Genomic DNA, 13,960 nt, shown 5'->3' with positions numbered 1-13,960 from the left:
TGAAGTCGGTGCGGCAGCTGATCGAGTCGGTCAACGACACCCTCAAAGGCCAGCTCGACCTGGAACAGCACGGTGGCCGGACCTTCGAAGGTGTCGCCGTCCGCGTCGCCCAACGCATCCTCGCGATGGCCGCCGCGATCTGGCACAACCACAAGACCGGCCAGCCCGTCATACGCTCCTTGATCGCTTATGACCACTGATCACATCGGAATGACTCGTCTAGGCCTTGATGGGTGCGGCCGACCTGGCGGCCTGCTCGATCTTCGCGCAGTGGGCTGCACGGGCTTTCTCGTCGATCTGCTTCTCGTGTTCGGCGCGCAACCCGGTCCGGCCGTCGAGGCCCTCGCGCAGGATATCGGCGTGCCCGGCGTGCCGGATGGACTCGCCGAGGACGTGGACCATGACGGCGAACAGGTTCGTGTTGGGACAAGGCTCCGGCCACCACGGCACGTGGCCGGGGGCGTCGAGGGGAAGCGCGTTGATCGTCGCGTCCGAGTGTTCCCACGTGCGCCGGTAGAACCCGATGATCTGATCACGGGTCTCGTCCTCGGTCACCCACTGATCGCTGCCGTTGGAGTCCTGCCACCGGGGCAGCGGTTCCGGGGAAGGGCGGTCGAAGACCTCGCCGAAGTACCTGGCCTCGACGGTGGCCACGTGTTTGACCAGGCCGAGGAGGTTGGTCCCGGTCGCTGTCAAAGGCCGACGGGCGTCGTATTCGGACAAGCCGTCGAGTTTCCAGAGCAGCGCCTTGCGGTCCCGCCGCAGTCTCCCGTGCAGGTTGTCTTTCGCGAATTCATCGATCATGCGGCATGAGCCTGCCACAGGCTGCTCGTGGTCTCACTTCCGACCGGCGCGCTCACTGCCCTGCTCGGGCTGCTCCTCATGCGCGGGGAGTTCGTTCCCGGACACCTGCACACCGTTCGACTGCCGGGAGCATGGAACGCACAAGCCATCACCCCGACGGAGCTCCTTGCCGCGCGGCGTGTAAGGCCCCGTGCTTCTCTGAGGGGGCCAGAGCGATATCCCGGGCGGCAAGCTCATGACCTGCCATGGCGCACGCCATTGCCCTGTCGCCGTCATGTTCATCGCTGTATGACCGCGTTCACGCCCACACGGAAGAGGAACTCGTCATGCCCGCCACGGACAGTCAGCCCTGCAACTTCACCACCAGCCGCCCGACGCTCAAGCGCGGTTCGACGGGGGAGGCGGTCAAGCAGGCGCAGTGCTACCTCAACCTGTCGATGCAGGGGGACAAGCTGCTTGAGGACGGATCCTTCGGGCCGGTCACCGAGGCCGCGACCAAGAGATTCCAGAAGTGCGCCGAGATCACGATCGACGGCATCGTCGCCGCACAGACGTGGTCGTTCCTTACCTTCTGGGCCAACTCACCCGACTTCGTCTGCTGAGTGAGAGCGCCTGCGCGCTACGAACCCGTCAGCAGACGGCAGTGATTGGGCCGCAACCGCCGCCGAAGCGCTCTCGTCAGGCCGCCATCGGCGCCGATTTGGCGACGATCAGTTGCTGCCCGACCTTGATGAAGTCCGGGTCGGGAATGTTGTTCCACTTGACGAGCTGCTCGACCGTCGTCCCGAACCTGGCGGCTATGGCCGTGAGCGTGTCACCGGACTGGACCGTGTAGTGCGTGGTTTTTGTCGTGTTTGTAGTCATATTTCCAACCTAGTCCAGATGGGCCTACTTCGCCCAGGCAGTGCTCCCCGATCTCGTTGAAGCGTCGCCGAAACCGCACCGAGTTGGTGCTACCTCGCCGCACGATGTGCTGGAGCTCCTGCCTCCCCTGCTCGGCCGGCCTGTGGACCCTGACCGGTTACGCCATCCCGCCTGCCCGCGCTGGTTGGAAGCGTCGTCACTTCCAACCAGCACAACGAGCAACCTGGCAAAGGTTCCCGGTCACCTCACCGGTCACATCACTGGCCGCCCAGGTCGAACTCAGAGCTGGGGTTCACCTTGCCCGCGGCACCGTCAGCCCCAGCGGTCCGTCCAGGACCGTACGGTCAGCGGGGCCACTCCGACCAGCAGCACTCACCGCCCGGCCCGTCTGCCGCCCTGCGGCCGTCGTACCCGGGTCGCCGCGTGGTTGCGCAGGCGGGAACAGCCAGGCGAAGGCAGTGGGGCAGGAGCGCGGCGCGGCTGGTGGTGCATGGATTCGGCGTGTTGAAGCATGAGTGTGGGATGGAATGTGTGATGTACGAGCAGCGGTCCGGCCGGGCGGAGACCGTGGAGTGCGGCCTGGAGGATGAGGCCTGCCGGCTGGTGTTGAAGCGGCTGCGCGGCCTGCGTGACGGTGAGTTCGGCTGGGTGCGCCTGGTGGACCCGGCCGAGGCCGATCTGTTGCAGTTGGCAGAGGAGCTGGGCCTGCATCCCCTCGCGGTCGAGGACGCGGTCCAGGCACGGCAGCGCCCCAAGCGGGAGCGCTTCGGCGACGTGCTGGCCGTCGCACTGAAGACGCTCTGGTACGTCGATGCGGATACGGCGGTGGAGACCGGGGAGCTGATGGTCTTCGTCGGTCCCCACTACGTGCTCACGGTGCGGCACGGTGCGGTCGACCCGGCCGCTGAAGCCGCCCGTCGGCTCGAAGCCGACCCCCGCATGCTGCGCTTCGGCCCGCTGTCCGTTCTGCACGCCGTCCTCGACGTGGTCGTGGACGCCTACGGCGACTGCGCGGAGAAGGTGCGGGCCGCCCTCACCGCGCTGGAGGACTGCGTCTTCTCCACCTCCCGAGTCGACCACACCGAGGCGATCTACTCCCTCAAGCGGGAGGTCCGGGAGTTTCGTGACGCGGTCCAGCCCCTCGTCCCCGTCCTCCAGGGGCTCCTGACCGGCTACGGTCAGGAGGGGCAGAGCCATCCGCCGAAGGCCCTGCCCTACTTCCGCGACGTGGTGGACCATCTGAACCACACCGACACCGAGGTGCGATCCTTGGACGAGCTGCTGAACTCGGTCCTGGACGCACAGCAGGCACGGGTGGGTACCTGGCAGAACGACGACATGCGCCGCATTTCGGCCTGGGCGGCGATCTTCGCGATCCCCACCATGGTCGCCGGCGTCTACGGGATGAACTTCGAGCACATGCCCGAGCTCCGCTGGAGTTACGGCTATCCGCTCGCCCTCGGGCTCATGGCGCTTGCGTCCGGGCTCCTCTACCGCGCCTTCCGCCGCAACGGCTGGCTCTAGACAAACCGACCCGCGGCGGGGCGCTCAGCGGCCTGCCACCACCGAGGAAACCGCAGCCGCTCGCGAGACCGTCGAGGCCCCGGCGATGCGTCGCGAGGATCCGCGCGACGGCTTCGCCGAGGGGCGAGTTCCACGCGTCGACGAGGGCCGCGTCCGGCGAGCAGATCGGTGGCGACGGAGAAGGCATCGGCCTTCGAACCGGGGCGCAGGGCTCGACGACGACCTCGACGGCTCTGCGTCCGGCAGGTTGGATGCGCCTCACGTTGTGCGGTCAGGCGGTCCCTGCTCAGGCTTTGCGGGCGAGTAGGTGGACCTCCTGGAACTGCCGTCGGTCCGTGGGCTGAGGCTCGCGGACCATCCGGGCCACCTCGTCCAACCCGGACTCGCGCAGCATCGCGGCAAGGTGATCGGGCGACCACCGATAGGCCGGTGCGACGGTGTGGTCGAAGACCTGCGTCGGGTGAGACGGGTCGTCGGTTGCTGAAAAGCCGACCAGGAGGTGGCCGCCAGGCGCCAGCACACGGTGGAACTCCGCCAGGATGACGGGGACGTCCTGCGGCGGCGTGTGGATGATGGACCAACGGGAGAGTATGCCGCCCAGCTCGCCGTCGGCGATGTTCAACGCGGCCATCGAGCCCACGTCGAACCGCAGGCCCGGATAGGCCTGCCGAGCCAACTCGATCATCGCGGGAGAGTCGTCAACACCGAACGCCCCCAGCCCCAGCCCGTCCAGATGAGCGGTGATATGGCCGGGCCCGCACCCCAGGTCCGCGACCTGACCGTTTCCGCTGGCGCTGACGGCCTCGGCGAAGGCGCCCAGAATCGCGCGGTCCAGGGGGTTGTCGCGCAGTGTGTCGCGGAACAACTGCGCGTAGGTGGGCGCGGCCGCGTCGTAGGCCTCGCGGGTGGCATGGAGGGCATCGTGTTCGATCATGCTCGCGACAGTAGTTCCTGGCGCTGGGGTGAGCCGGGAGAATTACGGTCTTCCCTCCTACCGGTTTTCGAAGTCCCGGGCACATCGGTCGAGTTGGGGACCCTGGTGCTGTTCCTGAAGTCCCACGACGGCGGCGGGGCCTTCGGCGTGGAAGCGCGGGATGCCAGGGCCGGCGCCGTTCGGTGGTCGAGCGCGCCGTGGAAGCCCAGCGGGCGAACCGCCGAGTTCCGCGCCGACGGCGTGCGACTCGTGGTCACCAGCAAGAACGAGAAGGACTCCGCAGCCGACCCGGCCCGTCACGCTGTTCTCGGGGTCTGTCCCAAGCGCTGACGCACTTCCCTGGCGGGAGGGTTCGGCGTCGGCCCTTGGTGCGGGTGGCCGAGAACGTGTCCCATGAAGCAGCCGTCGCCGCACTGGGGGTACCTCCTGTGGCCCGCCTCGCGGCTGAGCGCCGACGGCGGGGGCCGGCGTGTCGGCCGGCTGTTCCGGGGAACGCGCGGAGGGAGGCACGACAGGCCGCCGCCGTGCGCGCGACCCCGAGGCGAGGCAGCATGGCGGTGGACCGCTGAACGAGAGGAAAGCCACCATGCCGCAAGGTTCGAGCCCCAAACGGGAACGTCAGTACGAACACATCAAGGACAGCGGCAAGAAGCGCGGCATGTCCGAGGGCAGGGCCGAGGAGATGGCGGCCCGGACGGTCAACAAGGAGCGTGCGCGGTCCGGCGAGTCCAAGACCGCGAGCCGCAGTTCCACGCAGGGAAAGTCCGCCTCCCAGCGCGGCGGCGAGAGGTCCGGCAACCGCTCGAAGGAGCCGACGCGCGACGAGCTCTACCAGGAGGCGAAGAACCGCGGCATCAAAGGCCGCTCCTCCATGAACAAGGACGAGTTGGCCAGGAAACTCGGCCGCTGATCCGGGTGTGGGCGAGGGGAACCCGGCTGCTCACAACAGGATCATGCGACGTGCGAAGCGGGTGATCGTCACCGGAGCGGCCGGGAACGTGGGCACGGGTCGATGACCCCCGGCCCTGACCGGAGCGTGCGGGGCCGACCACGTCGGCTTCGGCGCGGGGCGGGGGGGGGGGGGGGGGGGGGGGGGGGGGGGCGGGGGGGGGGGGGGGGGGACGTCCCCATTGCAGGGGGGGTGGGGGGTGTGTGTCTCCTCCCCCGATTGGGAGGGGAGGGGTGGGTCGATGGGGTTTGTGTTGGGGGGGGGGGGGGGGGGTGGGGGGGCCTCCCCCCCCCCCCCCCCCCCCCCACGGTCGGTCCTACGCCTTGCGGAGACGGTCGATGATGCCGTCGAGGTCATGGCGGAAGAGGTCCGGGCGGACCCAGTGGCCGCCGTCCCGCTCGTGCGACTCGTGCGGGATGCCGGCGCGGTCGAGCAGGCCGCGGAACTCTCGCTGGGTGTCGAGCACGTTGGTCTCGTTGAGCCGGTCCCAGATGCGTTCGGGAGTGGTACCGGCGACCATGAAGACCCGCTTGTTCCGGTAACTCTCGACGCGCTGGCACGGGTTGTCGGCGCTGACCCTGTTCTGGTCCCAGGGCACGCCGTAGACGGTGCCGCCGCCCAGATCGAGTGCGGAGGTCGCGTTCGCCCAATGGACGATGATGTCGCCGCGACCGCGCAGGCTGGCCGGGCCGGAATGGGCGCTCACCGAGGCGAAGTGGCCCCAGTACTTGGCGGCGTACTTCAGCGCGCCGAAGCCGCCCATCGAGAACCCGGAGACGGCCCGGCCGTCGTACTCGTTGTACGTCCGGAAGTTGTCGTCGATCCACGGAATCAGTTGCTCGATGTGGAAGTGCTCCCAGTTCCGGGGGCCCACGAAAGAGGTGACCGGGTTGGAGTACCAGCCCGTGTGCCCGCCGTCGGGCATCACGACGATCATGGGCTTGCCGGCGGTCCACGCCCGGATGCCCCCCTCGGGCAGGCGGTCGAACTCGATGAAGTCACCCCCGCCGCCGTGGAGCAGGTACAGGACGGGGTAGCGGCGTCCGCTGTAGTGGTAGTCGTCGGGGAGCAGGACGTTGACGGCGGGCTTCCAGCCGATCGCCGCGGTCTCGAACCGGTAGTACCACATGCGGGGGTCGCTCTCGCCCGCTTCCACGATGCGCAGTCCGTGACCGTCACCGGCCGCACCGGCCGACGACGCCGTCGCGAGGACGGTCCCGCCGCCCAGGGCCGCCGCCGCGGACAATCCGCCGACGGCCTTCAGGACACCTCTACGGGAAGGGCTCTGCTCGCTCATCAATGACCTCCTGGTCGGAAAGGGAGTAATCAACGCGTCAGCCGCGCTCAGGACCAGCTCTGGTACGGCGTGCTGTTGCAGGCCCAGGTGCGGAAGCCCAGGCTGCTGTCGTCGATGCACCGCAGGGTGGCCTGGTTCTGGAAGCGGACGGTGCCGTCGTCCCAGACCTTGATCCACCAGCTCTGCTCCGGTCCCGAGCCGCAGGTGGCGACGGTCCGGAAGCCGTTGTCGGTGTCCTCGACACAACGGCCCGTGTTCAGGCTCCTCAACTGGCGCGTCCCGTCGCCCCAGACGTGTATGGACCACTTCTGCGGAGTGGAGCCGTTGCAGCTCCAGGTGCGGAACCCGTTGTCGGTGTCGTCGATGCAGCGGCCCGTGGCCTGGTTCCTGAAGGACTGGACGGCGTCGTCGGCGCGCGCGGGAGCCGTGGCGGCGGTCGGCACGGTGGCCAGGGCGCCGGGCGCCGGGGCGAGGGCGGTGACGGTGAGGACCCCGCCGAGCAGGAGCGCTCTCATGCTGCGCGTGTGCACTGTTTCGTTCCCCCTGTGCGAGTCGTGTCACGTGTGAGCGCGGTCCGGGGACCGACGGGCCGCAAGGTAGTCGCGGGGCACCGCGATAGGGCACCCGGAACCTTCCGGGGTGACGGCGTCCGGCGCTCCGCGATAGAGCTGTGAGTGCCGTGAAACCCGGCGATCACCGGCGGGGCGAGGACGTCGAAGGAGGGGTGTGTCACCGAACGGGCGTGGGACGCGGGCACTGGGGGATCGCGGGACGGTCCTTCGTCCGTACGGCGGGCAGCCATGCGGTGGACCGGGCGGAGCCGGGCGGGAGACGGACCCGGAACCACTCGGAGGACCAGGTGCCCACCTCGTCGACGATGGGCACTCCTCGGGGGAGCCGGCAGTCGACGGCCAGGACGTCACCGTGCCAGACCCGGGTCGGTACGACGTTGTCGATGGTGTAGGGCCGCAGCGGGTCGATCGCCAGGCCGAGACTGCACTCCGGGTTCCGGTCCTCGCGGTCACCGCAGGAAGGTTCGGTGTTGAAGACCCGGAGGCGGCCCGCGGCGCCGGACGCCGTGCCGGCCCGACCCGTGGCGGCGGGCCCGCCGGATCCGTTCGGCGCGGCGGATCCGCCGTCACGCACGGCGTACGACCAGCCCGCCGCGACCGCCGCGCACACCGCGAGGGCCACGAGTGCGGCGCGGATTCTTCCGCGCCTGCCTGCCCAGAGGCGCGCGACGTCCCGGCCGGCCGGGGCCTGCCCCGTCCGATCGGCCGACCGCGGTTCCGTGTCCTGCCGGGCGGTGACGCGCGCCAGCAGACTCTCGGCGGTGTGCGCGGCCCGCGCGTCGTGGGTCGGTGCCAGACAGTCGGCGGCCAGCGCACGCCAGAACGGCGGGACGGCGTTGTCCATGCGCAACGGCGCACGCCCGTCGGCGTACTCCTGGGCCGCGGCCGCGCGCGAGACCGGGGTGGCGCCGGGGAACGGCGAGGCGCCCGACGTGAACACCTCGTGGATCATGATGCCCAGAGCCCAGATGTCGACGCTCGGCCGGACCTGCACCCCCTGCTCGCCGAGCGGGGCCTTCCAACGCTCGGGCGGGAGGTAGTCGAACGTGCCCATCGGGGGGCCGTACCCGTGTGTACCGCGGGTGCCGGTCAGTTCCGTGACGAGTCCGAAGTCCGACAGCTTCACCGAGCCGTCGGCCATGATCAGGACGTTGTCCGGTTTGAGGTCGCCGTGCACCCAGCCACTGCGGTGCAGATGGGCCAGGCCCTCGCAGATCTCGGTGATCAGCCGGGTGCCTTCGGCTTCGGCCACTTCCGTGGCGAGCAGGTCCCGCAGACTGCGGGCGGCCCGCTCCATGACCAGGACGATCGCGCCGTCCAGGAACGGGTGGCCCGGGTCGCTGAGCACGAGGGAGCCCAGCAGCCGGATCAGCCGGGGATGGCAGGCCCGGAGGCCGAACTCCACCTCGCGCCGGGCGGTTTCGGCGACCCGGCGGGCCTGACGCGGTGCGAGCCCTTCGGTCGGTAGGAACTTGAGCGCGACGTCCTCCCGATCCCCTGCCGGGCCCGCGCCGTCGTCGGCCGGCCGTCCCGCGTAGACCGTTCCCCAGCCGCCGGACGCGATGGGCTCGGTGACCTCCCAGCTGCCGACGCGGTAGCCGCGCGGCAGCGGTGGTACGCGCTCACTTCCCGATGAGCCGGCCGGACCGTGCACCGTTTCCCCCTCCGGTCCGCCGGGCGTGCCGCTGTTCGCTGCCGCTCCCCGTGGGTCCGCCTCCGGGTCTGTGTCCCATCGGACTCATCCCCCCGTCTCCCGGCCCCGCGGGCCCGCTCCGGGCCGGGGCGGCAGCAGCGCGAGGTGTTCCTCGCGTACGAGCCCGAACCGCAGGGCGAGTCCGACGATCGCTTCCCGCTTGCCGTTGCGGCGCGCTTCCCTGCCCGGTTCGCTCCCGGCCGGGGCGCTGAGGCGCATCTTCTCCCCGGCCAGGTAGTCGATGTGCGAGCTGACGGCCCGGGCCGTCAGCCGGCCGCAGGCGGCGTGCGGTCTGAGCCGCTCGACGATCTGGGGAGTGGTGGGCACCGCGACCGTCGACTCGTCACGCAGTCGCGGTTCGCAGAGCGCGACCAGCACCAGGAAGTAGGTGGCCGTCTCGTCCAGGGAGTAGGCGGTGACGGTGCGGCTTCCCCACGGACCGCCCGTCTCGTGGGGGTCCATATAGACGTGGTCGGGTGCGAACACCTGGAAGGCGACCGTGGTGCCGTTGTGCGCGGGCAGCACGACCCGGGAGAACTCGAAGGGGATGGGCGCTCCGGCCCGTCGGGGCGGCACCCGCAGATACTCCCCGGCCCCCTCGGGGTTCTCCACCACATAGCTCTGGGTCGTGCTGTGATTGCTGAGCTGCCAATGGTCGTCGGTCACCCGGATCTCCCCGGCGAGCCGGGAGATCGCCTCGTCGGGAAGGCGGAGTTCGACCGGGGTCGTCGCCGACCCCCGCCCGAAGCGCGCCACTTGCCCCGGGCCGAGCCGTAACGTCACCGCTTCACCGCACGGCCCCCCGTCCGCGGCGCCGCTCACCTGCGGCAGATAGACCACTATCCCGCTCACTGCCCCCTCCTCACACCCCGGTCGACGGCTGTCACGCACGCCGAACGTTACACATGCGCCCCAGAGGCGGGTCCGGCTGTTTGCCGGCCCGTCGGCCGTCGGTGGCCCGGTGGCCCGGTGGCCGATAACGGCCGATGGTGCGGCCGCCGTCGACTCTGCGTATGGGGTCCGTCACGCCGCAAAAACTGACATTCAGGAGTTTCCAACGGGTGCCGACAGCCGTTCGCCGTGAAGCCTCCGTTTGTGCGGCCGGACCGGTGTTTCCCGGTGAACCCGCTGGTCAATGCGGCCGAAATGCGATCACCGCATGTCTGAAACTCCCTCGCTGGATGTCTGAAATTCATCGGCCTTGGCTCAAATCCACTCGGTGGGTTCCGTGAGGTCTGTCCCGGTTCGTTCCATGATCGTTTGCTGTGGACAGAGCGGATTGCCTGCCCCTAGGATCCAGCCTGGCCTGACCGGAGATGGTCGAGGAATTAGCCGAAGACTTTTTGACATTCGGGGGAATTCATATGCCCAGCCCCACCGTGTGGAATGTCGTGCTCGATGCAGGAGCTGACACCGACATTGTGCTCGCCGCCGATTTTCCGGTGACCGGCCGAAACGAGGGTGGATTCGCCGATCTGGCGCCCGGCCTTCAACTGGACTGCGCCCTGTGGCAGACGGTCGCCCCGGTCCGCGATCCCGAGACGGACGCCCTGGACGACGCGTACCTCGAGCCCTGGCTCTCCGAGGTCGCGGCGAGCGGACGGACGGTCCGCGCGGTACTGGGTTACTGCGCGGGCTCGGTGTTCGCCGGCGTGCTCGCCGAGAAGATCGCCGCGCGGCAGTCCACCGCTCCGCGGGTGGTCGTCTTCGACCCCGAGCTGGTCGACGTACCCACCGTTCACCTCCAGTTCGGGCGGGTGATCGGCAATATGACCACCGTTCTGACGGCCGAGGAAATCAGTGAGCTGACCGGCGCCGCGGAGCAGCTCGTCGCGAAGCCCGGTATCGAGCCGGCCGAATTCGCGGCCGGGCTCTACGCGGCCTTCCGGCCGATCGGCACCGCGGCGCTCCGACGCGCCGGACTCGACGAGGACTACGCCGGCGAACTGGTCCAATTGGTCGGCTCGTTCATGTCCTACCTCGCCACCGCCGCGGGTCTCGACCCGCGGCCCGGCTGGGCGCGGGCCACGGTGATCACGTCCGCCAGCGAGCAGAGCGGACTGAACCGCCTGCGCGCCACGCCGGGCATCGCCCCCATCGAGATCGCGGACGAGCGGCGCTTCGAGGTCGAGCACCGCGACCTGCTGCGGACCCCCGCTGTCGCCGAGTCGGTGGCCGGTGTCCTGGCCGACCGCCCGGAGGCCCACGCGTGAGCCTCGGACTTCCCGACGGCCACGCCCGTCCGACCCGCAAGGAGAGCACCCTCTGGCTGCTCGACGAGCTGGTCCCGGACAGCGGCGCGAGCAATCTCTCGCTCGCGGTCCGGGTGCGCGGCCGCCTCGACCCCGCCGCCGTGGGGCAGGCCCTCCAGCTCCTCCCGGCACGCTTCGAGGTGCTGCGGACGGTGTTCCACCGCGACGACACCGGTCTGACCAAGTCCGTCGCACCCACCCTGGCCGTCGGCCTGGAGGAAGCGGACCACGACGGGGACGAGGCCGGCGAACGAGCCGTCCTCACGGCCTTCGTGGCCAGGCCGTTCGCCACGGACGGCAGCCCGCTCCTGCGGGCGCTGCTGCTGCACGGGCCGGACGGGGACGTCCTGTGCCTGGCGGCCCACCACGCCGTGTCGGACGTCCAGTCGACGGCGATCCTGCGCGCCGAGTTCGTGTCCCTGTACGAGGCGTGCGTCGCCGGCGAGCCGCCCGTGCCCGCCGAGGTGCCCGCCTGGCACGAACCCGAACCGTCGGACGCGAGCCGGGAGTACTGGCGCGAGCAGATGGCCGGGTTCCGCTCCTCGGGGCTGGAACTCTGGTGCGAGCAGCGGGAACAGGCGGTCACCACCCTCCAGGGCGACGAGGTCACCCACGTCCTGTCGCCAGAGGCCCACGCGGTGGTGCGTCGCCTCCAGCGCGAACTGCGGGCGCCGGAATCGGTCGTTCTCCTCACCGCCTACGCGGTCCTCCTCGCCGCACACGGGGCCGGCCCCGACCTGACCATCGGCTCCCCGGTGAACACCCGTCCGCGCGAGGCGGTGGACACGGTCGGCTACCACAGCAACCTCGTCACCCTGCGGCTGCTGCTCGAGTCGGACGCGAGTTTCCGGGACCTCACCGCCCTGACCCGGCGGACGTTCATGGAGGCCATGGCGCACAAGGACGTCGCCGCCGACGACGTCCTCGACATGGTCGAGCGCGACGGCTCCGGCTGGCGCAACGGCCTGTTCAAGCATGTCTTCAACTACGTTCCCTTCGTCGACGACCAGCGCACCTTCACCGTCGCCGGCACCGAGGCCGAACTCATCGTGGTGGAGAACGGTTTCAGCCAGTTCGACCTCGAATTCTTCGTGTCGGCGAACAAGGACACCGCCACCGTGCGCGCCGTGTTCTACACCGGCGTGCTGGACCGGTCGGACGTCGAGCTGATGGTCCACCGCTACGACGCCCTGCTGGTCGCGCTGGGCGCCTCGGTGGACGCACCCCTCGCCGCGCTGCCGGTCTGGTCGCCGCGGGACCACGCGGTCATCGAGGCGGCCAACGCCACGGACCGCACCATCGAAACGCCGTCGGTGCTCGCCGGGTTCGCCCGCCGCGTCGCCAAGGACCCCACGGCCGTGGCCGTCCGCGACGGCGACCGCACGACGACGTACGGCGCACTGTGGTCCGCCGCCGTCGACACCGCCGCCCGGCTGTCCGCGGCCGGTGTGCGGCCCGGCGACGTCGTCGCGCTGCTCCTGCCGCGCGGCGCGGCGCTGGCCGCCTCCGTGTTCGGCACCTGGCTCGCGGGCGCCGCCTACCTGCCGCTCGACCCCAACCACCCCGCGGAGCGGCTGACGTACCAGCTCGACGACGCGGGCGCTCGCACCGTCATAGCCGGGGCGGGGATCACGGCTCCCGAAGGCCGCGCCACCGTGCCCGCCGTCGACTGGGAGAACGTCCCCGACGCTCCGGTGGACGTGGCGGCGGCAGCGGCGGCCGATCCCGACGCCCTCGCCTACGTGATCTACACCTCCGGGTCGACCGGGAAGCCCAAGGGCATCCCGATCCGGCACCGCAGCCTCGTCAACCACATCGTCGACTACGCCGACCGGTTCGGTGTGGCGGGCTCGACGCGCCCCACGGGCTGGCTCAGCACCTACAGCTTCGACACCTCCTCGCTCGAACTGATGATGCCGCTGCTCCACGGCGGGCACACGGTGGTCCTCCCGGACGAGGCGCGGACCGACGGCGGCCTGCTGGCCGCCGCCGTGGCCGCCCACGACATCGGCCTGCTGCAGGCGACCCCCACCACCTGGCGGCTGGTCGCCCGCGAGGCCGCCGAGACGCTGGCCGGACGCACGATCCTCACCGGCGGTGAGCCCCTGCCCGCCGAGCTCGCGGCCACGCTGCTCGCGGCCGGCGTCGAGCTGTGGAACGTCTACGGCCCCACCGAGAGCACGATCTGGGCCACCGCGGGACGCATGAGCGCAGACCGCGGCGGGCGGGTCGACGTCGGCTCACCCATTGCCAACACGCAGATCTTCATCGCCGACCCGCACGGCAGGCCGCTGCCGATCGGCCTCCGGGGCGAGCTCTGCGTCGCGGGCACGGGCGTCGCCTCCGGCTACCACGGGCGGCCCGAGCTGAGCGCGGAGCGCTTCGGCGAGAACGCCGAGTACGGACGGTTCCACCGCTCCGGGGACGTGGCCTGCTGGCGGCCGGACGGCCGGATCGACCTGTTCGGCAGAGTCGACCGTCAGGTCAAGCTGCGCGGCAACCGGATCGAACTGGCGGAGGTGGAGGCCGTCCTGCTCGGCCACCCCGACGTCGAGGCGGCGGCCGTCGTGGTCGTCGGCGATCCGAGCGCCGACGGCTCCCTGGCCGCGTTCGTCCGGATGCCCGGCCGCCCCGAGGCTGTCGACGAGCTCTGGGACCACGCCCGCGGGCAGCTCCCGCGCTCGGTGGTACCGCACCAGTTCCTCGCCGTGGACACCTTCCCCCGGACCGGCAGCGACAAGGTCGACTACCTGGCCCTCGCCGAACAAGCGGCGCTCCACCGGGGCCCGGCCGTCGGCGGCGGCGCGGCCGGTGCGGGCGACGACGACCTCACCACGACCATCGTCGGCCTCTTCGCCGAACTGCTCGACCGCCAGGACCTGGACGCCGGTACCCACTTCTTCGCCAACGGCGGCCACTCGCTGCTGGCCGTCACGCTCGCCCAGCGGATCAAGGACATCACCGGCGTCCGGCTCGCCCTGACCGACGTGTTCGAGACCCCGACCCCTGCCGCGCTGGTCGACCGGCTGCGCCGGCTCGCCTGACGGGACCTTGTGAAAGAGAGACATCCC

The 13,960-nt window shown here is 70.5% G+C and carries 13 protein-coding genes and 1 pseudogene; 7 read left to right on the top strand and 7 right to left on the bottom strand.

Annotated elements, in window-relative coordinates; translation table 11 throughout:
- Positions 1-200: pseudogene (locus tag ACZ53N_RS04855) on the top strand (IS982 family transposase); the annotation flags it as partial.
- A gap of 19 nt (positions 201-219) precedes the next feature.
- Here the strand turns inward: ACZ53N_RS04855 and ACZ53N_RS04850 are convergent.
- Positions 220-804, bottom strand: a complete 585-nt coding sequence (locus ACZ53N_RS04850; protein ID WP_469139547.1) for a DinB family protein — start codon at positions 802-804, stop codon at positions 220-222.
- Positions 805-1,130: 326 nt separating this feature from the next.
- On the opposite strand from ACZ53N_RS04850, the gene ACZ53N_RS04845 reads away from it, so the two are divergent.
- On the top strand, positions 1,131-1,406 hold the full coding sequence (locus ACZ53N_RS04845) for a peptidoglycan-binding domain-containing protein (RefSeq protein WP_469139546.1): 276 nt from the start codon (positions 1,131-1,133) through the stop codon (positions 1,404-1,406).
- Positions 1,407-1,482: 76 nt separating this feature from the next.
- Here ACZ53N_RS04845 and ACZ53N_RS04840 read toward each other — a convergent pair whose 3' ends face one another.
- Entirely contained in the window at positions 1,483-1,668 is a 186-nt protein-coding gene (locus ACZ53N_RS04840) for a LysM peptidoglycan-binding domain-containing protein (protein WP_469139545.1), read from the bottom strand.
- A gap of 534 nt (positions 1,669-2,202) precedes the next feature.
- Between ACZ53N_RS04840 and ACZ53N_RS04835 the strand changes: the two genes are divergently transcribed.
- Positions 2,203-3,192: a magnesium and cobalt transport protein CorA gene (locus tag ACZ53N_RS04835; RefSeq protein WP_469139544.1), complete on the top strand. Its 990-nt coding sequence runs from the start codon at positions 2,203-2,205 to the stop codon at positions 3,190-3,192.
- 286 nt (positions 3,193-3,478) lie between these two features.
- Here the strand turns inward: ACZ53N_RS04835 and ACZ53N_RS04830 are convergent, their stop codons facing one another.
- On the bottom strand, positions 3,479-4,126 hold the full coding sequence (locus ACZ53N_RS04830; protein WP_469139543.1) for a class I SAM-dependent methyltransferase: 648 nt from the start codon (positions 4,124-4,126) through the stop codon (positions 3,479-3,481).
- A 93-nt stretch (positions 4,127-4,219) separates the two neighbouring features.
- On the opposite strand from ACZ53N_RS04830, the gene ACZ53N_RS04825 reads away from it, so the two are divergent.
- Entirely contained in the window at positions 4,220-4,456 is a 237-nt protein-coding gene (locus ACZ53N_RS04825) for a hypothetical protein (protein ID WP_469139542.1), read from the top strand.
- A gap of 256 nt (positions 4,457-4,712) precedes the next feature.
- Positions 4,713-5,036 carry a plasmid stabilization protein gene (locus tag ACZ53N_RS04820; RefSeq protein WP_469139541.1) on the top strand — a complete coding sequence of 108 codons (324 nt, stop codon included), beginning with the start codon at positions 4,713-4,715 and terminating at the stop codon, positions 5,034-5,036.
- Positions 5,037-5,391: 355 nt separating this feature from the next.
- Here ACZ53N_RS04820 and ACZ53N_RS04815 read toward each other — a convergent pair whose 3' ends face one another.
- From ACZ53N_RS04815 to ACZ53N_RS04800, 4 genes are all read right to left on the bottom strand, one after another.
- A complete protein-coding gene (locus tag ACZ53N_RS04815; protein WP_469139540.1) occupies positions 5,392-6,372 on the bottom strand; it encodes an alpha/beta hydrolase in 981 nt (326 codons plus the stop codon).
- Between the two features lie 47 nt (positions 6,373-6,419).
- Positions 6,420-6,887: an RICIN domain-containing protein gene (locus tag ACZ53N_RS04810; RefSeq protein WP_469139539.1), complete on the bottom strand. Its 468-nt coding sequence runs from the start codon at positions 6,885-6,887 to the stop codon at positions 6,420-6,422.
- 214 nt (positions 6,888-7,101) lie between these two features.
- Positions 7,102-8,598: a serine/threonine-protein kinase gene (locus ACZ53N_RS04805; protein ID WP_469139538.1), complete on the bottom strand. Its 1,497-nt coding sequence runs from the start codon at positions 8,596-8,598 to the stop codon at positions 7,102-7,104.
- 84 nt (positions 8,599-8,682) lie between these two features.
- A complete protein-coding gene (locus tag ACZ53N_RS04800) occupies positions 8,683-9,489 on the bottom strand; it encodes a serine/threonine protein kinase (RefSeq protein ID WP_469139537.1) in 807 nt (268 codons plus the stop codon).
- Between the two features lie 590 nt (positions 9,490-10,079).
- Here ACZ53N_RS04800 and ACZ53N_RS04795 point away from each other — a divergent pair.
- A complete protein-coding gene (locus tag ACZ53N_RS04795) occupies positions 10,080-10,850 on the top strand; it encodes a hypothetical protein (RefSeq protein ID WP_469139536.1) in 771 nt (256 codons plus the stop codon).
- Positions 10,847-13,933, top strand: coding sequence for a non-ribosomal peptide synthetase (locus ACZ53N_RS04790; protein WP_469139535.1), 3,087 nt, complete (start codon positions 10,847-10,849; stop codon positions 13,931-13,933). Before ACZ53N_RS04795 ends, ACZ53N_RS04790 begins: the two co-directional genes overlap by 4 nt.
- Positions 13,934-13,960: the final 27 nt, after the last annotated feature.

Source organism: Streptomyces sp. NPDC033229 (genome assembly GCF_055576875.1).
The sequence above is the reverse complement of the archived record's forward strand: the minus strand, read 5'-3'. Positions and strand labels throughout refer to the sequence as shown.